The organism is Prevotella communis (genome assembly GCF_022024175.1).
Taxonomy (GTDB): domain Bacteria; phylum Bacteroidota; class Bacteroidia; order Bacteroidales; family Bacteroidaceae; genus Prevotella; species Prevotella communis.
In genome coordinates, this window is the sequence record NZ_CP091794.1 from 1,352,802 (window position 1) to 1,369,297 (window position 16,496).

Here is a 16,496-nt window from a genome sequence, read left to right on the forward strand (position 1 = left end):
TTATGCAACGTTTACATACAATCCTGGCTGCACTGGCTATTGCATCAGCAGCCAATGCTCAAATTGGACAACCATATATTCACGACCCTTCAACACTTGCAGAGTGTGATGGAAAATACTATACCTTTGGTACAGGTGGTGGCGGTATCATCTCTGATGATGGTTGGTCTTGGCACAGTGGTGCTGACCGTCCTGGTGGCGGTGCTGCTCCCGATATGATAAAGATAGGTGATCGCTACCTGTGTATCTATGGTGCTACAGGTGGTGGACTTGGCGGTGGACATAGTGGTCGTATCCTCACGATGTGGAATAAGACGCTTGACCCTAAGTCACCAGATTTCAAGTGGAGTACCGCTGTGGAGGTTTGTGCTTCCGACGGAATGGAAGATCAGGATGCTATCGACCCAGGCGTATTGCTTGATCCTACGACTGGTCGTCTGTGGGTAAGCTATGGTACTTATTTCGGAACTATCCGTCTTATCGAACTTGATCCTAAGACGGGCTTCCGCATGAAGGGTAACAAGGAAAAAGATATTGCTATCGACTGTGAGGCTACCGATCTTATCTATCGTAATGGCTGGTACTATTTGTTGGGTACACACGGTACTTGCTGTGATGGTGTGAACTCTACCTATAATATAGTGGTGGGACGCTCACGTAGTGTGGAAGGTCCTTACCTTGATAATGTAGGTCGCGACATGTATCATGGTGGTGGTAAGATGGTGGTCGCTGCCGGTGATCGTAAGACAGGTGCCGGACACTTCGGACGTACCATCATTGACGAGGGTATCGAGGTGACATCATTCCACTGGGAGGCCGACTTTGATCAAGGTGGTAGTAGTGTGCTGGCTATCCGTCCTTTGTTGTGGAAGAACGATTGGCCCTATGCTGGTGACCATTTCAAGGGAGGCACCTTCGAGATTGAGTCAGAGCGTCGTGGCTATTCTTTGGAACTTGCTGTTGACTTCGTTCGCATGAACGTTGCACGTCGTGGCGGATTCGGTCGCCCACAGGCTGACGCAGCTCCTCCAAAGCCTATTGAGAACCAGACTCTGGATCAGGTAAAGGGAACTTGGCCCGAGGGCGATATCGCCGTACGTTGCGGTGACTATATGTTCCGTCCTCATCAGCTTTGGACGATAACTCCAGTTAACGAGGCTGGTGGCTATCTGAGTAATTCTTATTTCAAGATTACTATTTCAGGTACAGACCGTGCACTCTGTGCTACAGCTAATAAAGAAGTAAGCACCGTGCCAACCTTTACAGGTGCTGATGAGCAGCTCTGGCGTATCGAACAGGCTGTTGATGGTACTTTCCGTATTATGCCTAAGCGTATTCCTGGTGAGACTGACGTGAACAAGAAACTCTGCCTTTATAGCATCGCGGACTCAACACCTACATTGGCCGAGTGGGACTTCAACTCAGATAACTCGAAATGGAATCTGAAAGAACTGAGATAATCAGAACGACATAAAATGAAAAAGGTCATTTCTCAATAGGGAAATGACCTTTTTCTTTTTTATACTTTTACAATCTTTGTCTTGGGCAAGTCTTTGTTTCGACGGTTCACTACCGTGACAACAGCCTGAGCTAAATTGAGGAAAGCCTGACCTGTTATGGTGTCTACCTTTGTGGCAGCAGGAGCTCCCTCGTCACCACTCTCACAGATGCTTTGCACGAGTGGTATCTGTGCCAATAGGGGTACATCCATCTCTTGTGCCAGTTGCTTACAACCTTCCTTGCCGAAGATATAGTATTTGTTCTCTGGCAGTTCGGCTGGTGTAAACCAAGCCATATTCTCAATGAGACCCAGAATGGGCACGTTGACTTTCTCGTTACGATACATATCAATACCTTTGCGTGCGTCAGCCAATGCAACCTGCTGTGGCGTAGAGACGATGACGGCACCTGTGATACTGAGTGTCTGTAGCAACGTCAGATGAATATCGCTAGTGCCTGGAGGTGTATCCAGGATAAAGTAGTCCAGTTCGCCCCAGTCGGCATCTGCAATGAGTTGTTTCAGTGCGCTTGTAGCCATACCACCGCGCCAAAGCGTTGCCGTGTCGGGATTTACAAAAAATCCGATACTAAGCAGCTTGACACCATATTGCTCGATAGGTTCGATGAGGTCACGACCGTCTTTGTTGACAGCGTATGGACGTGCATCTTCTACATGAAACATCTTTGGCATAGATGGGCCGAAGATATCAGTATCCAGCAATCCTACCTTATAGCCCAGACGAGCCAAAGCTATTGCAAGATTGGCAGATACAGTGCTTTTGCCTACACCACCCTTACCACTGCTGACGGCAATGATATTCTTAACTTGAGGGAGTAGTTTTTCCACTTCAGGACGAGGTTTCGACTTGAATTCTGTTTTGATAGTTACCTCTACATCCTGACCACAATGGTATTTGATGGCGGCTTCTGCTGCTTTTACGGTGGATTTTAGGAATGGGTCTGTATCACGTGGGAATACAAGGATGACCTTTACTGCCTGGCCGTTGATAGATGGGGTGTCGGCCACCATCTCACTTTCTACTAAGTTCTTTTTTGTGCCCGCATACGTCACCGTAGCAAGGGCATCCATAATCAGTTTGGGATATAAAGTCATTATTTTGTTTACTGTTTACTGTTCAACGATTTTTGCCATCTTTTTCCATGTTTTATCCTCTGCATAATTCCTTTTTGCCCCTCTGGGTACAGAGACGATACAGGTAGCCGTTACAACATTTTTGAATGAACTGCTACTGATGGAAGGAGGTATGGGTGAACTGAATGCAATCTCGCGTAATGAGGCGCATTTTGCAAAAGCATTACCGCCAATTTTCTTTAATGCTGCAGGGAATTCTATACGTGCCAATCCGCTACACTCGCGGAAGGCCGCGCTACCTATCTCTGTGCAAGCGGCAGGGATAATCATTGTAGTTAGTGAAGAACACTTCTCAAAAGCATTGTCTCCGACCTCTGAACAGGATATAGGCAGGTCGATAGCATAGAGCGAACTGCACTGCTCGAAGGCATTGTCACCTACGCCTTTGATAGAGACTGGGAGCAGTATTACACGTAATGAGTGGCAGTTGCGGAATACTCTGTCATCCAATTTATCTACAAAGCCCTCAATATTGACGCTGTCAAGTGAGATACAATTCTCAAAGACACCGCGTCCCATTTTTTTTGTGAGTTTGGGAAGATAGATGTTCTTCAGACTGGAGCATTGGTTGAAAGCTTCATCGTCAATCCTTGCCAAAGAAGCAGGTAACTTGATGATTTCTATAGATTTGCAATCAGCAAAAGCTCGCTTGCCAATGGTTCGGATACCATCTGGGAGAGTCACGGATGACAGACTGGTACAGCCGGAGAATGATTCCGCGCTGATGGTAGGCAGGTTGCCGTCTATGCTAATTTCTTTTAGATTAAGACAGTTCTGAAAAGCGCCTGGTCCCATACGTTTAAGATTGTCAACTTTGAAATTCTCAAGACTGCTGCAGCCCTTGAATGCCTCACTGCTGATGGCTGTAACCACGTTGAGTTGAATTTCGCGCAAGCTTTGGCAATCTTCGAATGCGTTGACATTAATTTCTGTGAGCACCTCTGGGAGTTCAGCAGTCTCCATGGCTGTACAACCTTTGAAAGCTTCACTTCCTATATAGGTTACAGATTGTGGCAGCGTGATACTTTTCAGATGTTCGCAACCTGAGAACAGGTTATTGTTGACACGTTTTATCTGTCCTTCTATATTGACAGTCTCCAGTGACTTACAATTATTAAAGGCAAATGCGTCGATATTCGTTACAAGTTCAGGTATATCTACGCAGGTGAGTGAGGCACAACCATCGAATGCGTGTCCTTGAAGAGACTCCAAACTCGCTGGAATCGTGATATCAGTCAAGTTCTGACAACCACTGAAAGCATACTCTCCGATTAATTTTAGCGTTTCTGGCAACTCTACGACTTTCAGATTGATACATCCACTGAAACAGCTTCGGCCTATCTCTGTCAACGAGGCAGGCAGGACAACACGCTCCAGATCTTTGCAGTTCAAAAACATTGCCGCGGGGAGTGCTCCTGCGCGCATACGGATAGCACCTTTAGACTCAGGGATACTGGCCTCTGAGAGGTCGAGCGCCAAGAGATGATGATTACTAGCACGCTTTGGTTTTACACCTCGTCCGGCAATAGTCTGCAATAGCCTGAGGTCACTGGTATTTAGTGGACCGCAAACCTTCAGTTCTGACATAGAAAAACGAATATCGTCCGTCAGTTTACCTGCCAGTTGTCCTACGGAATCAACTTTTACGGTAAGCTGTTGTGCTGCGCAATATGACAATTGGCAGGTCACCAATAGTATGCTTAACAGAAATCGTTTCATGTGATACTTTTTATTTTGCCGTTTCCAATGAACTGCGTTTCGAACGGTGATAACTACGATAGTCATCCAATTCTATCTCTACATTTGGCTCTTCTAGGGCGCCTTCATGCGGAAGATGGAATTTCAGATATTTGATGTTCAGTCCGCGTGCTAACCACATGGACTCATAATAGGTCTGGATAGAGGCAGCTTCAGCAAAAGCCTGATTCTCTTGCTTGTAGAGATCGTCAGTCCTTAAATCAACTGGCAGATGATTATGGTCCACCATATAGTTGGTGTAGGTAGCCAGGAAATTGGAGTCTGTCTTAAGATGAATGATTCCGTTGTCTGTGAGGAAACGACGGTAACGCTCCATGAAGTATGTGCTGCTCAGACGTTTACGTGGGTTCTTCATCTGCGGGTCGCTGAAAGTGAGCCAAATCTCCTGCACCTCATCTGGAGCAAAGAAACGGTCGATAATCTCAATGTTAGTGCGTAGAAATGCCACGTTTTTCAGGCCTTCTTGAGTAGCCTGTGTCGCACCTGTCCACATGCGTGCTCCTTTGATGTCAACGCCAATGAAGTTTATTTGCGGATAGCGCTTTGCCAATCCTACGGTGTATTCTCCCTTTCCGCATCCCAGTTCGAGTACGATAGGGTTGTTGTTCTTAAAATATTGCTCGCGCCAGTGTCCGCGCATGGCAAACGGTACATCGCTCACTACCGAATAAGGGTATTGAAAGACGTTCTCGTATGTTTCCATGTCGGCAAACTTAGCCAATTTTCCTTTACTCATATGTTTATTTTTGCGCAAAGTTACCTATTTTCTACTAATTATGACCTCGTTTTTTGATTTTTTTATTAAAATAATTTGTTGATATGCTATATATTGCTGTTTTTTTACTATATTTGTAGCCGAGATAAAGTAAATTAGATGTCTAACTAAAAACAAAACAACTATGAAAAAGTATGTGTGTAATGTGTGCGGTTACGTGTATGACCCAGCTGTAGGTGATCCTGATAGCGGAATTCCCGCTGGTACTGCATTTGAAGATCTTCCTGATGATTGGGCTTGTCCTGTTTGCGGTGTAAGTAAAGAAGACTTTAGTCCAGAGGAATAAATGGCAATGAAGATAGTCATTTTAGATGGTTACTCGGCCCAGCCAGGAGATTTATCTTGGCTGGGTCTTGAGAATTTAGGCACATTGATGGTCTATGACCGTACTGCGCCTGAACAGACTGTAGAGCGGGCTAAAGACGCAGAGATAGTGCTTACTAATAAAGTTGTTATCAGTAAGGAGGTGATAGCCCAGTTACCGCTTTTGAAATATGTCGGAGTATTGGCTACAGGTTATAATGTGGTAGATATTGAAGCGGCCCGTGAACGTGGCATCGTGGTGACGAATGTACCCGCTTATAGTACGGAGAGCGTTGCCCAGATGGTATTTGCTCATTTGCTTACTGTGATGAATCGCACAGAACATTATGCTCTTCAGAATCGTCATGGTCGCTGGAGTGCTAATCCTGATTTCTGTTATTGGGATACGGAGTTGACAGAGTTGGCTGGTAAGACCTTTGGTATTGTGGGACTGGGTAATATTGGCCGTCGTGTAGCTCAGATTGCTATTGCCTTTGGAATGAAGGTACAGGCGCTGACGAGTAAGTCGGAAACAGAGCTGCCTGATGGTGTCTCGAAAGTAGATCTCGATACGTTGTTGGCTACTTCTGATGTATTGTCCTTACACTGCCCTCTGACTGACAGTACTCGTCATCTCGTAAATAAAGAGACACTTAGCAAAATGAAACCTTCTGCTGTTATTATCAACACCGGTCGTGGACCGTTGGTTGATGATGGGGCTGTGGCTAATGCTCTTGAAAGTGGACGTCTTTATGCTTTTTGCGCTGATGTGCTTACGAATGAACCGCCGAGTATGTCAAATCCACTTTTGATGCAGCCAAATGCGTATATCACCCCTCATATAGCATGGGCAACGAAAGAGGCGCGGATACGTTTGATACAGGTAGCTACTGATAATGTGCGTTGTTTCTTGAATGGCAACCCTCAGAATGTTGTGTCATCATAATAATGTGGATAATTGTGAATCGAGAAAGGCCGTATTGCTCGAAGCAATACGGCCTTTCTCTTATAGCAATACGGCATTTCTATTCTAATGTGTTGAAATGGCGTAGGGAATGTTTGGAAGTTTTTCTTTATTTGTCTTTGGCATTTTGTATCGCAAGATTGTATTAGTCGGTATGCCATAAAAAATACCTGGCAGTATGAATAAACAGTGACTGCCGGGTATTGATTATATATTATTATCGTTTTTGGAGAAGTAATTGTCGTCTAATAAGTATGCATATGCTATTGAGCCATCATTTCTAATGATTCTGTAACAACTCTGGTGTTTCTCTTTTTTGTTGCACCCATAATAAGGAACAGGTCTACAATCCACCATACCCAACTTAGTATTCCACATGTTATAACTGCGGTAATGATGAAATATAAAAATTTGCATATTCCTAACACGATGTTGCCAATGAAGAAGCGGTCAATTCCTAAAGCACCAATAAATAGAGAAATAAGAAAGACAGTAAATGGATCTTTTACCTTATTGAATATTACATTAGCCATCGTTGGGTCAATATTGTCATGAGATAGTTTTTCGGCAGCGTAAATGATACCATCTCCTGTTAATTTTGAGTTGTACTTTGAAATTAACTCATCAATTTTTTCTTTTTCCATAATTTTAAGTTGTTAGTTATACGAATAGTTTATTACTTTGCAAAGATAAGTTTTTTTTTTATTTCTTCCAAATTTTTGAATAAAAAAATAGTGTTTGTCAATAAGGTGAATCTTTTTTGCATTATAAAATCACATAAAAGAGTTGAGGATTTTTTTTGCGTTTATTTTTTTAGTCCTGTCCTTAACTGTAAACCAGTCAGTAACTCCCCATATTAAGCAACCTCCGCAAGTGCAGAATTTGAGAATTGCTAAACCGATATCTCCGAGATAAAGTCTATCCCATCCAAAGGATATTGATATAATTGATAAGAGAAATGCTGTCGTTGGACTTTTTAAATTGGAAAACGCAGATTCTCCAGCACCTTCGTCAACGTTTGCTAGGCGTTCGCGAATTTTATCAAAAGAATCAGTTGCTATTTTTTCTTTATTTGCGGTTAATATTTTTTCAATTTGTTCTTGTGTCATAATCTAATGTTTTAGGAGTTAATAATAATTGTGTTCTAAATATGTAGAATGTTTCTGACTATCATCCAGCAGGGAGCGAGGATTGCTAATGTATAAATTACGAATTTGCTTTCGATAACTTTTCGGATCTTTTTTTGCATATTTCCTCTTAAAACCAGTCTTTCTAGATAGAAAAGTGCTAAATATGGAATTAGTATTATAAGCATGTAGTTGTAACTGAATGCTTCCAAGAATCTACCATGCATAAATGCGTGAAGAAATCTTTGCATGCCACATCCCGCGCAGTTCCAGCCTGTAAATCTATGGATAATGCATTTTGGAGCAAATGATGTTTCAACTGGGTTGAAAAAATATAGCATTGCAAGCACAACTACTGTTGCGCTTGCAATGGCATATGCAATTATTTTTTTCTTTTTTGCATTCATTTATGAGAGCATGGCAAGTCCATATAATGAATAGTAAATCAAGGTCACAATAATACCTATGGCTAATAATATTGAACTGACAATGTTTAGGGTCTTGATTGTATTGGAAGTCTCTTGTGCGGGAATAATGCCTAATTCTCCCATAGTAAGACTTCTGTTTAAATCACTAGCTTTTGAAAGTGCAATAATAGACAGAAATAAACTGATAATACTTGTGCACGTACAACAGCAAAAAATGATTGAGAATACAAGATTAATAATAGACCAAACCTTATAATCATCAGGTCGTATAATATTTTTTGTTCCTTGATGCTCGTATTCCATAAATAATGAACTTATTATGATAATGTATGTGCTATTTTCGCTAATAGCCTTAATGCTGCATGGCCTCGGCAATGCCTGCTATGCCCCAAATAAGCATATAAACAATGTCTATGGCGAAGTTTACTGCCAAAAGGATAGAACTGATGATGTTGAGGGTCTTAGCTGTCTTTGAGGCATCCTGTGCTAATATGGCAGATGATTCACCCATCATATTATATTTGTTGACATCATTTGATTTCATGAGGGCGATAATTGACAGCACGAGGCTGGCAATAGACAAGCATTGACAGCAAAAGAGGATAGATATCACCAAGTTTACTATAGACCAAACCTTGTAGTCTTTTGGCTGTGGTACAAACGTATTTTCTTGATTATTGTATTCCATAAATTCTATTTTAATGGTTATTACTCAATGACTACATTCGTCCAACCGTGCTTGTCTTCGATCTCGCCATACTGGATGCCACGCAGAGTGTCATACAGCTTCTTGGAGATTGGACCAGGCTGATCGCCGAATGAATAGCGCTTGCCCGAGTCAAGGTCATCTATATATGAAATAGGTGAGATAACAGCTGCTGTTCCGCATGCACCAGCCTCCTCGAAAGTTTCCAGTTCCTCTTCAGGAATCTGGCGACGCTCAACCTTCAGGCCTAAGTCTTCAGCCACCTGCATCAGTGAACGGTTGGTGATAGAGGGTAGGATAGAGGTTGACTTTGGTGTCACGTATGTGTTATTCTTAATACCAAAGAAGTTGGCAGCGCCGCACTCGTCGATGTATTTCTTTTCCTTGGCATCCAGATAGAACTCGCAAGCATAACCCTTCTCATGAGCCAGATTGTTGGCAAAGAGACTGGCTGCATAGTTTCCACCTACCTTATATTTACCAGTACCCAAAGGAGCACTGCGGTCATAATCACGAACGATGACGTATGGATTGCTTGAGAAACCACCCTTGAAGTATGGGCCTACGGGTGTTACGAAAATCAGGAAGCAATACTCCTTGGCGGGATGTACGCCTACCTGTGCGCTAGTACCAATCAGCAGAGGACGGATATACAGTGTCGCACCACTCTCATAGGTGGGAATCCACTCCTGATTCAGACGAACTACTTTGTTAACCATCTCGGTGAACAGTTCTGTGGGAACCTCGGGCATCATGATACCACGACAGGTTGACTGCAGGCGCTCAGCGTTGTCCTTTACGCGGAATGTGCGTACCTTACCATCTTTACAGCGGTATGCCTTCAAACCTTCGAAAGCCTCCTGTCCGTAGTGCAGACAGGTTGCTGCCATATGCAGCTTCAGATACTCGTCAGAACATACTTCAATTTCTCCCCACTTGCCGTCGCGATAATAGCAACGGACATTGTAATCGGTCGGCCTGTAGCCGAAGGAAAGGTTTTTCCAGTCTAGGTCTTTCATTTTCTCCTATTTAGTTTATGATTTTAGTGCAAAGATAGGCATATTTCTTATAACATGCAAGTTTTTCTATCTTTTTTCTAAAATTTTCTTGATTTCTGAATCTGTTTTGTATAATTTCTCTTTACATTGTGTAATGAGTTGTTGTGCCAACGTCAGTTTATCGGCCAGTTGGTCGATGCTATAGCTGCCGGCTTCCATCTGTCGGACGATATCCTCCAGTTGTTTCAGTGCTTCTTCGTAGGTCATTTTACTATAGATATGATTGTGCCTTGTTCCAGGCGGGTTTCTAATTCTGTTCCAGGTTTCACTTCTGCGGCATTCCGTAGTAGATGCCCGTTGTGTAGGGTGATGCTGTAGCCGCGTTTCAACAGTAGGGCTGGGTCAAGTGCTTTTGCTCTCTGCTCCAGCATTTCCAACTTATGTTGCTCGCGCTCTAAAAGGTGGAAAATGAGTGGTGAGAGATAAGAGGACAGTTTGTCGATACGTGCTTCTTCGCGTGTCTTTAACAGTGAGAAGAATGTGTTGATACGCTCACCACAAGTGTCAATGCGCAGAGCGGTGCTGTCTAGATGAGAAATGAGCAGTTGCGCAGCTGCAGTAGGTGTCTTCACTCGCGTGTTGCTCACCATATCAAGGATGGATTCATCGCGGTCGTGTCCAATGCCTGTGATGATGGGTAGGGGGTATTGGGCTACGTTTTCTGCTAATTGCAGGGCATCGAAGCCCGACAGGTCTGCTGTAGCACCACCTCCTCGTATAATCACGACGCAATCAAAGGCAGATGCCTGTTGGTTCGCGCATGAATTGTAAATGGCATTGAGTGCCTGGATAATGCTCTCTTCTACCTGTTCACCTTGCATGATAGCGGGAAAGAGCTGGGTATGGAAATCATAAGGCGAGTCGGCCAGTTGGTTGACAAAGTCACCATAGCCAGCAGCAGACTGACTGGAGATGACAGCGATATTGAGGCAAAAAAGCGGTAGTGTCAGATCTTTCTGCAGGTCAAAGATGCCCTCTTCTTTGAGTTGACGGATGATTTCCTGTCTGCGTCGTGCCATATCGCCCAATGTGAAGGTGGGGTCGATATCGGTGATAATCCAAGAAAAACCGTATGCTTCATGAAACTGGGGATAAACTTGTAGCCTCACTTTCAGTCCGGCATGAAGTGGCTGACCTGTGGTTCGTTCGAAATAAGGACCTATCATACCCCATGTGCTTTGCCAGCATTTGGCTGAGGCTCGCGCTATGGGCGTGTTGCTATGTTCTTCTTTCTGAATGAGTTCCATAAAACAATGGCCTCTGTTCTCTCTGCATTCAGATAGTTCTGCTTCGACCCAGTATTCTTGGTTCATGGTGTGCTCAATGGACTGGCGCACCATGCTGTTGAGCTCTAAGAGTGAATAAGCGTCCATGATATATCGTGGAATTAATGGGTTCGGTTGTTGTTATAAGCCTGACGGAAATTAGGAATACCATAGCCCAGAATGTTGGTTGGCTCATGATATTGATTGGCACTGCGTCGTACAATCTCCATGATTTCTGATGCGGTTTTCTCTGGTAGTGCTTGCCATAAACATGCCACCAATCCGCAGATCAGCGGAGTCGAAAACGATGTTCCCATGTCGTGTACCAATGTGCCTCTTCCTGATAGTAATACGGTGGGGGCGCCTTGTGCTACTACATCGGGCTTGATACGTCCGTCTTGAGACGGGCCAATGCTTGAGAATGCAGCCAAAAGGCGGTTCCTGTCAATAGCTCCAACAGTCAGGATGTTGTGAGCATCTGCAGGTACACTGATCTTCTTCCACTGTCCCATACCAGAGTTGCCAGCGGAATTGCAGAGAATCATGCCTTTCTGAGCCAACAGGGAGGCGGAGCGTGAGATGAATGCCGTTTGTCCGTCTAAATCCTGAAGACGATAATTGCCTTGCCCGTTCTCAAAGGCATAGTAGCCCAAGGATGAATTGATGATATCGGCTCCTAATGAGTCTGCCATTTCTACAGCCATCGTCCAATAGTCCTCTTCTACAGGCTGTTCGGTGAGTGGGTCCTCACACCGCAATAGCCAGTAGGAGGCTTCTGGTGCTGTGCCAATAGTGACCTCTGGCGCATAGGCTGCCATTGCGGAAAGAACCTTTGTTCCGTGGTCAATACTCTCAAATGCGCCATATTTTTTGTCTTCTCGTGGCTTAATGAAATCGTGCGTGCCAAGGATATTGGTTCTTTTAAAGGCAGGGATGCGTTTATAGTTCTGAAAACCACCGTCTAGTACGGCAATGGTAATGCCTTTACCTCTGTATCCCATCTCATGCAGAAAGATACCTTCCAACGTTTCAATTTGCTGACGGGCCATGCCGTATGGGTCGTTTTTCACGGAGTCCCAGCGATTGAAGTCCTCGTGCACATTCCAACGGATGTCTCCTGGGTGTTCGATTGAGTCGGGTGAGACAAATACGCATGTGCTCTTCCTGACGATAGACAGTGTGTCGAGGCTAGCCAACAACAGTGAGTCGGAAGAACTTGCGAGTATTGTGTTCTGCCATCTGCTAGTACCAATAATGTGAATTCCTTTTCTGTGGAATTGCCTGATATACTGTTTGCATACGGGCAGGTCAGTGGAATCAACGCTCAGGCCTTGGCGTTGACGTCTCTCCAGACTTTTCTGGGACAGGAATTGTAAGGGTTGGTCCAACGTAAATTCCGTTGACGCTTTGTCAATGAGCGCATAGCGGTAGATGAAGGTCTTTTTTCCTGGATATTTTATTTTTGCTGCAAACATCGTAAAGCTCCATAGGAGTACGATTAGAAAGCATGTCGTTTGTTTCATGATGTGTCATCTTATCGGTTGCAAACTTACATAAAATTTTTGAAACAGCCAAATCTTTGTTGTAAGTTTTGGTTGTGTCAGAAAAAAACATTACCTTTGCAACTTGAATTATGGATAATAAACAGAAAGCATTAGAACTAGGTCAGAAGCCTGTTGGGCAATTGTTGTGGCAGTATGCCTTGCCTGCAATGGTGGCAATGGTGGCCAGTTCGCTGTATAATATCATCGACCGTTCGGTTATCGGACAAGTGGTAGGCCCTGAGGCTATCGCTGGTCTGGGTATCACTTTCCCCTTTATGAACCTGAGTGCTGCTTTTGGCGCAGCCGTAGGTGTGGGCGCATCAACGTGTATCAGTGTGAAATTAGGACAGCGTGATTATGCTACAGCTCAGCATCTGCTTGGTAATACGGTAACGCTGAATACCATTGTGGGCTTCCTGTTCATGGCAGTCAGCCTGATATTCCTTGATCCGATTCTTCGTTTCTTTGGTGCGTCTGATGTTACATTGCCTTATGCCCGTGAGTTCATGCAGGTCATCCTCTTGGGAAATATGGTGACCCACATGTATTTTGGTATGAATGCCGTGTTGCGTGCAGCGGGAAAACCGCGCCATGCCATGTATGCAACGTTGTTCACCGTAGGATGTAACATAGTGCTGGTTATGGCTTTCGTGTGGTGGTTCCGTTGGGGCATCCGAGGGGCTGCATTTGCCACGGTATTGTCGCAGTCTCTTGCTCTTTGTTGGCAGATGTGGATACTTAGCGATAAGCGTGAACTGCTTCATCTAAAACGGGGTATTTATCGCTTGAAGGCTGACCTGGTACGAAATATTATAGCTATTGGCGTATCTCCATTCCTGATGCAAAGCACCTCGTGTGTCATCGTGATTTTCATGAACAACCAGTTCGTGCGTTATGGCGGCGATATGGCTGTGGGTGCATATTCTATAGCTAACTCAATGGTCATGGTGTTCTTTATGTTCGTGATGGGCGTTACGCAGGGAATGCAGCCCATTGTGGGGTATAACTATGGAGCACAGAAGTATGACCGCATGATGCGCTGCTTGTGGCTGTCTATCGCTGTGGCTACCTCTATACTGCTGTGTGGATGGGCACTGTCAATGTTATTCCCCAGAGAGATGGCTCGCATCTTTACCACCGATCCTGTGTTGCTTGAAATGGCTGCTCATGGTATCGTGCTTGACATGTTGGTGTTCTTCGTGGTGGGCTCGCAGGCTGTCATCACTAATTTCTTCCAGTGTATTGGTAAGGTGAAAATCAGTATATTCCTATCGCTGGCGCGCCAACTCATCTTCCTATTACCCATGGCCTATATCTTTCCGCTGTTCTGGGATCTTGATGGCGTGTGGTATGCAATGCCTGCCAGTGACTTTATCGCATTTTCCTTTACTATCCCCATATTGATATGGCATATTCGTAAATTCAAGTCTTATGGACAAAAAGATAATCATTAACATTGGTCGTCAGGTGTGTGCTGGCGGATTGGAAATCGGAAAGCTACTGGCTGATGAGTTCCAAGCCAAATACTATGACCGCGAACTGCTGAATCTGGCTGCTAAGGAAAGCGGATTTTCAGAGGAGTTCTTTAAACAGAGCGATGAGCGAAAGGGCTTCTTGCGTTCGTTCTTCCACTTGTCCTATGGAAATAGCTGGGGTGGCGGCAGTAACTTTTATCAGAGCAATTTCTCGCAGGAGAGTTTGTTTAAGTTCCAAAGTGATGCCATTATCAAGGCGGCTCAGGAAAGTTCGTGTATTTTCGTGGGACGTTGTGCCGATTATGTGTTGCGTGATTTTGATAATGTGGTCAACGTATTTATTACGGCTTCTATCGAATCAAGGGCGAATCTTTTTATGAAGGAAAAGAACGTGACGTATGATGAGGCTGTCAAACGCATTCAGCATGTAGAGAGCCGTCGTGCATCTTATTATAATTACTATACGGGAAAGCAGTGGGGACATGCATCCAGTTATGATCTCTGCATAGATTCCAGTGCCATAGGCTCAGCAGAGACCGCTCGCCTAATAGCAGAATTTGTCAGAAAGAAACTTAAACTATAATCAATCACTTATCACCTAACATCCAAATGAAAAGAATCGGCATCATCAGCGATACACACAGCTACTGGGACGATAAGTACCTGTACTATTTCGAACCTTGCGACGAGATTTGGCATGCGGGGGATATCGGCAGTGTGGAGGTGGCCGACCGTTTGGCGGAGTTCCGTCCGTTTAGGGCTGTCTGCGGTAATTGTGATGGTGGTGACTTGCGTCTGATGTATCGTGAGTTGAATCGCTTTAAGTGTGAGGATGTAGATGTGCTCATCAAACATATCGGTGGTTATCCTGGCAAATACGATCCTTCGGTGATGCGTACGCTCTATACAAATCCTCCACAGTTGTTTATTGCTGGTCACTCGCATATTCTGAAGGTAAAATACGACCCTACATTAAAAATGCTTCATATCAATCCGGGTGCTGCTGGTTTGCAAGGCTGGCATAAGGAACGAACGTTGGTCCGACTTACTATCGACGGCTCCACGTTTAAGGATATGGAGGTGATAACCCTTGAAGATCCACGTAGAAGATGAAAGAATATGTAATTGATTTTATCACTGGCACAATAGTTGCCGCAGTTCTCACGTTAATATCATATATCGTTGGGTTTGATAAGACATGGGATGATGCAGCCCAGACCTATGGTATCTGTTTCGTGGTCTATATCGCCCTGACTTTATTTAGCAAACTAAAGAATAAAAACAAATAATATAATGAGTATGAAGAACATTGTCATTACCGGTGGTGCAGGCTTCATTGGAAGTCATGTGGTGCGCCTTTTCGTGAACAAGTATCCAGAATATCATATCATCAATCTGGATAAACTGACCTATGCAGGTAATCTGGCTAATCTCAAGGATATTGAGAATGCACCAAACTATGAGTTCGTGAAGATGGATATCTGCGACTTTGATGCATTCTATAAATTGATGCAGGATAAAAAGGTTGATGGTATCATCCATCTGGCTGCCGAGAGTCATGTGGACCGTTCTATCAAGGATCCTTTCACTTTTGCGCGTACTAACGTGATGGGTACTCTCTCACTTCTTCAGACTGCAAAACTCTATTGGGAGAGCCTGCCAGAGAAGTATGAAGGCAAGCGTTTCTATCATATCTCTACCGATGAGGTGTATGGCGCTCTTGAGCTGACACATCCAGAGGGTATTGAGCCTCCATTTACTACGACGGCTTCTTCTGCTGAGCATCATTTGGCTTATGGCGATAAGTTCTTCCTGGAGACTACGAAGTATAATCCTCACTCACCATATTCAGCATCAAAGGCTTCCAGTGACCATTTCGTACGTGCTTTCCACGATACTTACGGAATGCCGGTGGTGGTGACCAACTGCTCGAATAACTATGGTCCTTATCAGTTTCCAGAGAAACTGATACCTCTTTTTATTAATAACATCCGTCATCGTAAGCCTCTGCCTGTTTATGGTAAGGGCGAGAACGTGCGCGACTGGCTCTATGTGGTAGACCATGCCCGTGCTATCGATTTGATTTTCCATAAAGGAAAGATTGCCGACACCTATAATATCGGTGGATTTAATGAGTGGAAGAACATAGATATCATCAAGGTGCTTATCAATACCGTAGACCGTCTCCTCGGACGTAAGGAGGGTGAGGATATGGATCTAATCACATACGTTACCGACCGTGCCGGTCACGACCTGCGTTATGCTATCGATTCGTCCAAGTTGCAGCGTGAGCTTGGTTGGGAACCCTCTCTCCAGTTTGAGGAAGGTATCGAGAAAACCGTTCGTTGGTATCTTGACAACCAGGAGTGGCTGGATAATGTAACTAGCGGTGACTATCAGAAGTATTACGATAATATGTATAAGGATAGATAAAAGGAAA

The 16,496-nt window shown here is 44.3% G+C and carries 19 protein-coding genes; 8 read left to right on the forward strand and 11 right to left on the reverse strand.

From position 1 onward, the window contains the following. Positions 1-2: 2 nt before the first annotated feature. Complete coding sequence (locus tag L6466_RS05395; protein WP_091853702.1) at positions 3-1,460, forward strand: family 43 glycosylhydrolase; 1,458 nt, start codon at positions 3-5, stop codon at positions 1,458-1,460. Between the two features lie 59 nt (positions 1,461-1,519). Here the strand turns inward: L6466_RS05395 and L6466_RS05400 are convergent, their stop codons facing one another. The 3 genes from L6466_RS05400 to trmB are packed head-to-tail and all read right to left on the reverse strand — an operon-like array spanning position 1,520 to position 5,147. Continuing rightward, entirely contained in the window at positions 1,520-2,614 is a 1,095-nt protein-coding gene (locus L6466_RS05400; RefSeq protein WP_091817448.1) for an Mrp/NBP35 family ATP-binding protein, read from the reverse strand. A gap of 15 nt (positions 2,615-2,629) precedes the next feature. After that, positions 2,630-4,372: a leucine-rich repeat domain-containing protein gene (locus tag L6466_RS05405; RefSeq protein ID WP_176756979.1), complete on the reverse strand. Its 1,743-nt coding sequence runs from the start codon at positions 4,370-4,372 to the stop codon at positions 2,630-2,632. Positions 4,373-4,382: 10 nt separating this feature from the next. After that, positions 4,383-5,147: a tRNA (guanosine(46)-N7)-methyltransferase TrmB gene (gene trmB / locus L6466_RS05410; RefSeq protein WP_091853700.1), complete on the reverse strand. Its 765-nt coding sequence runs from the start codon at positions 5,145-5,147 to the stop codon at positions 4,383-4,385. Positions 5,148-5,310: 163 nt separating this feature from the next. Between trmB and rd the strand changes: the two genes are divergently transcribed. Both rd and L6466_RS05420 read left to right on the forward strand, forming a co-directional pair. After that, positions 5,311-5,472: a rubredoxin gene (gene rd / locus L6466_RS05415; RefSeq protein WP_091817455.1), complete on the forward strand. Its 162-nt coding sequence runs from the start codon at positions 5,311-5,313 to the stop codon at positions 5,470-5,472. A 6-nt stretch (positions 5,473-5,478) separates the two neighbouring features. After that, positions 5,479-6,435 carry a D-2-hydroxyacid dehydrogenase gene (locus L6466_RS05420; RefSeq protein ID WP_237803529.1) on the forward strand — a complete coding sequence of 319 codons (957 nt, stop codon included), beginning with the start codon at positions 5,479-5,481 and terminating at the stop codon, positions 6,433-6,435. Between the two features lie 281 nt (positions 6,436-6,716). On the opposite strand, the gene L6466_RS05425 is transcribed toward L6466_RS05420, so the two are convergent. From L6466_RS05425 to L6466_RS05460, 8 genes are all read right to left on the reverse strand, one after another. Further along, complete coding sequence (locus L6466_RS05425; protein ID WP_237803528.1) at positions 6,717-7,097, reverse strand: TM2 domain-containing protein; 381 nt, start codon at positions 7,095-7,097, stop codon at positions 6,717-6,719. 129 nt (positions 7,098-7,226) lie between these two features. After that, positions 7,227-7,562: a TM2 domain-containing protein gene (locus tag L6466_RS05430; protein ID WP_237803527.1), complete on the reverse strand. Its 336-nt coding sequence runs from the start codon at positions 7,560-7,562 to the stop codon at positions 7,227-7,229. Positions 7,563-7,597: 35 nt separating this feature from the next. Beyond that, positions 7,598-7,987, reverse strand: a complete 390-nt coding sequence (locus tag L6466_RS05435; RefSeq protein WP_237803526.1) for a DUF2752 domain-containing protein — start codon at positions 7,985-7,987, stop codon at positions 7,598-7,600. Between the two features lie 373 nt (positions 7,988-8,360). After that, entirely contained in the window at positions 8,361-8,696 is a 336-nt protein-coding gene (locus L6466_RS05440; RefSeq protein ID WP_237803525.1) for a CD225/dispanin family protein, read from the reverse strand. 20 nt (positions 8,697-8,716) lie between these two features. Beyond that, the gene (locus L6466_RS05445) at positions 8,717-9,733 is read right to left on the reverse strand and encodes a branched-chain amino acid aminotransferase (RefSeq protein ID WP_237803524.1); all 1,017 of its coding nucleotides are present in this window, start codon (positions 9,731-9,733) and stop codon (positions 8,717-8,719) included. Positions 9,734-9,799: 66 nt separating this feature from the next. Continuing rightward, positions 9,800-9,979 (reverse strand): exodeoxyribonuclease VII small subunit, encoded by a 180-nt coding sequence (xseB, locus tag L6466_RS05450; RefSeq protein ID WP_237803523.1) that lies wholly within the window; start codon positions 9,977-9,979, stop codon positions 9,800-9,802. Continuing rightward, entirely contained in the window at positions 9,976-11,145 is a 1,170-nt protein-coding gene (xseA, locus tag L6466_RS05455) for an exodeoxyribonuclease VII large subunit (protein ID WP_237803522.1), read from the reverse strand. The genes xseB and xseA overlap by 4 nt, the downstream gene beginning before the upstream one ends. Positions 11,146-11,159: 14 nt before the next feature. After that, positions 11,160-12,560, reverse strand: coding sequence for a S8 family peptidase (locus L6466_RS05460; RefSeq protein ID WP_091817473.1), 1,401 nt, complete (start codon positions 12,558-12,560; stop codon positions 11,160-11,162). 110 nt (positions 12,561-12,670) lie between these two features. Here L6466_RS05460 and L6466_RS05465 point away from each other — a divergent pair, with 110 nt between their 5' ends. The 5 genes from L6466_RS05465 to rfbB are packed head-to-tail and all read left to right on the forward strand — an operon-like array spanning position 12,671 to position 16,489. After that, on the forward strand, positions 12,671-14,035 hold the full coding sequence (locus L6466_RS05465; RefSeq protein WP_237803521.1) for an MATE family efflux transporter: 1,365 nt from the start codon (positions 12,671-12,673) through the stop codon (positions 14,033-14,035). After that, entirely contained in the window at positions 14,013-14,639 is a 627-nt protein-coding gene (locus L6466_RS05470) for a cytidylate kinase-like family protein (protein WP_237803520.1), read from the forward strand. Before L6466_RS05465 ends, L6466_RS05470 begins: the two co-directional genes overlap by 23 nt. Before the next feature lie 26 nt (positions 14,640-14,665). Continuing rightward, entirely contained in the window at positions 14,666-15,169 is a 504-nt protein-coding gene (locus L6466_RS05475) for a metallophosphoesterase family protein (protein ID WP_237803519.1), read from the forward strand. Continuing rightward, positions 15,166-15,345, forward strand: a complete 180-nt coding sequence (locus L6466_RS05480; protein WP_091817483.1) for a hypothetical protein — start codon at positions 15,166-15,168, stop codon at positions 15,343-15,345. The genes L6466_RS05475 and L6466_RS05480 overlap by 4 nt, the downstream gene beginning before the upstream one ends. Before the next feature lie 4 nt (positions 15,346-15,349). Next, positions 15,350-16,489 (forward strand): dTDP-glucose 4,6-dehydratase, encoded by a 1,140-nt coding sequence (rfbB, locus tag L6466_RS05485; protein WP_431356512.1) that lies wholly within the window; start codon positions 15,350-15,352, stop codon positions 16,487-16,489. The last annotated feature ends 7 nt before the right edge of the window (positions 16,490-16,496 follow it).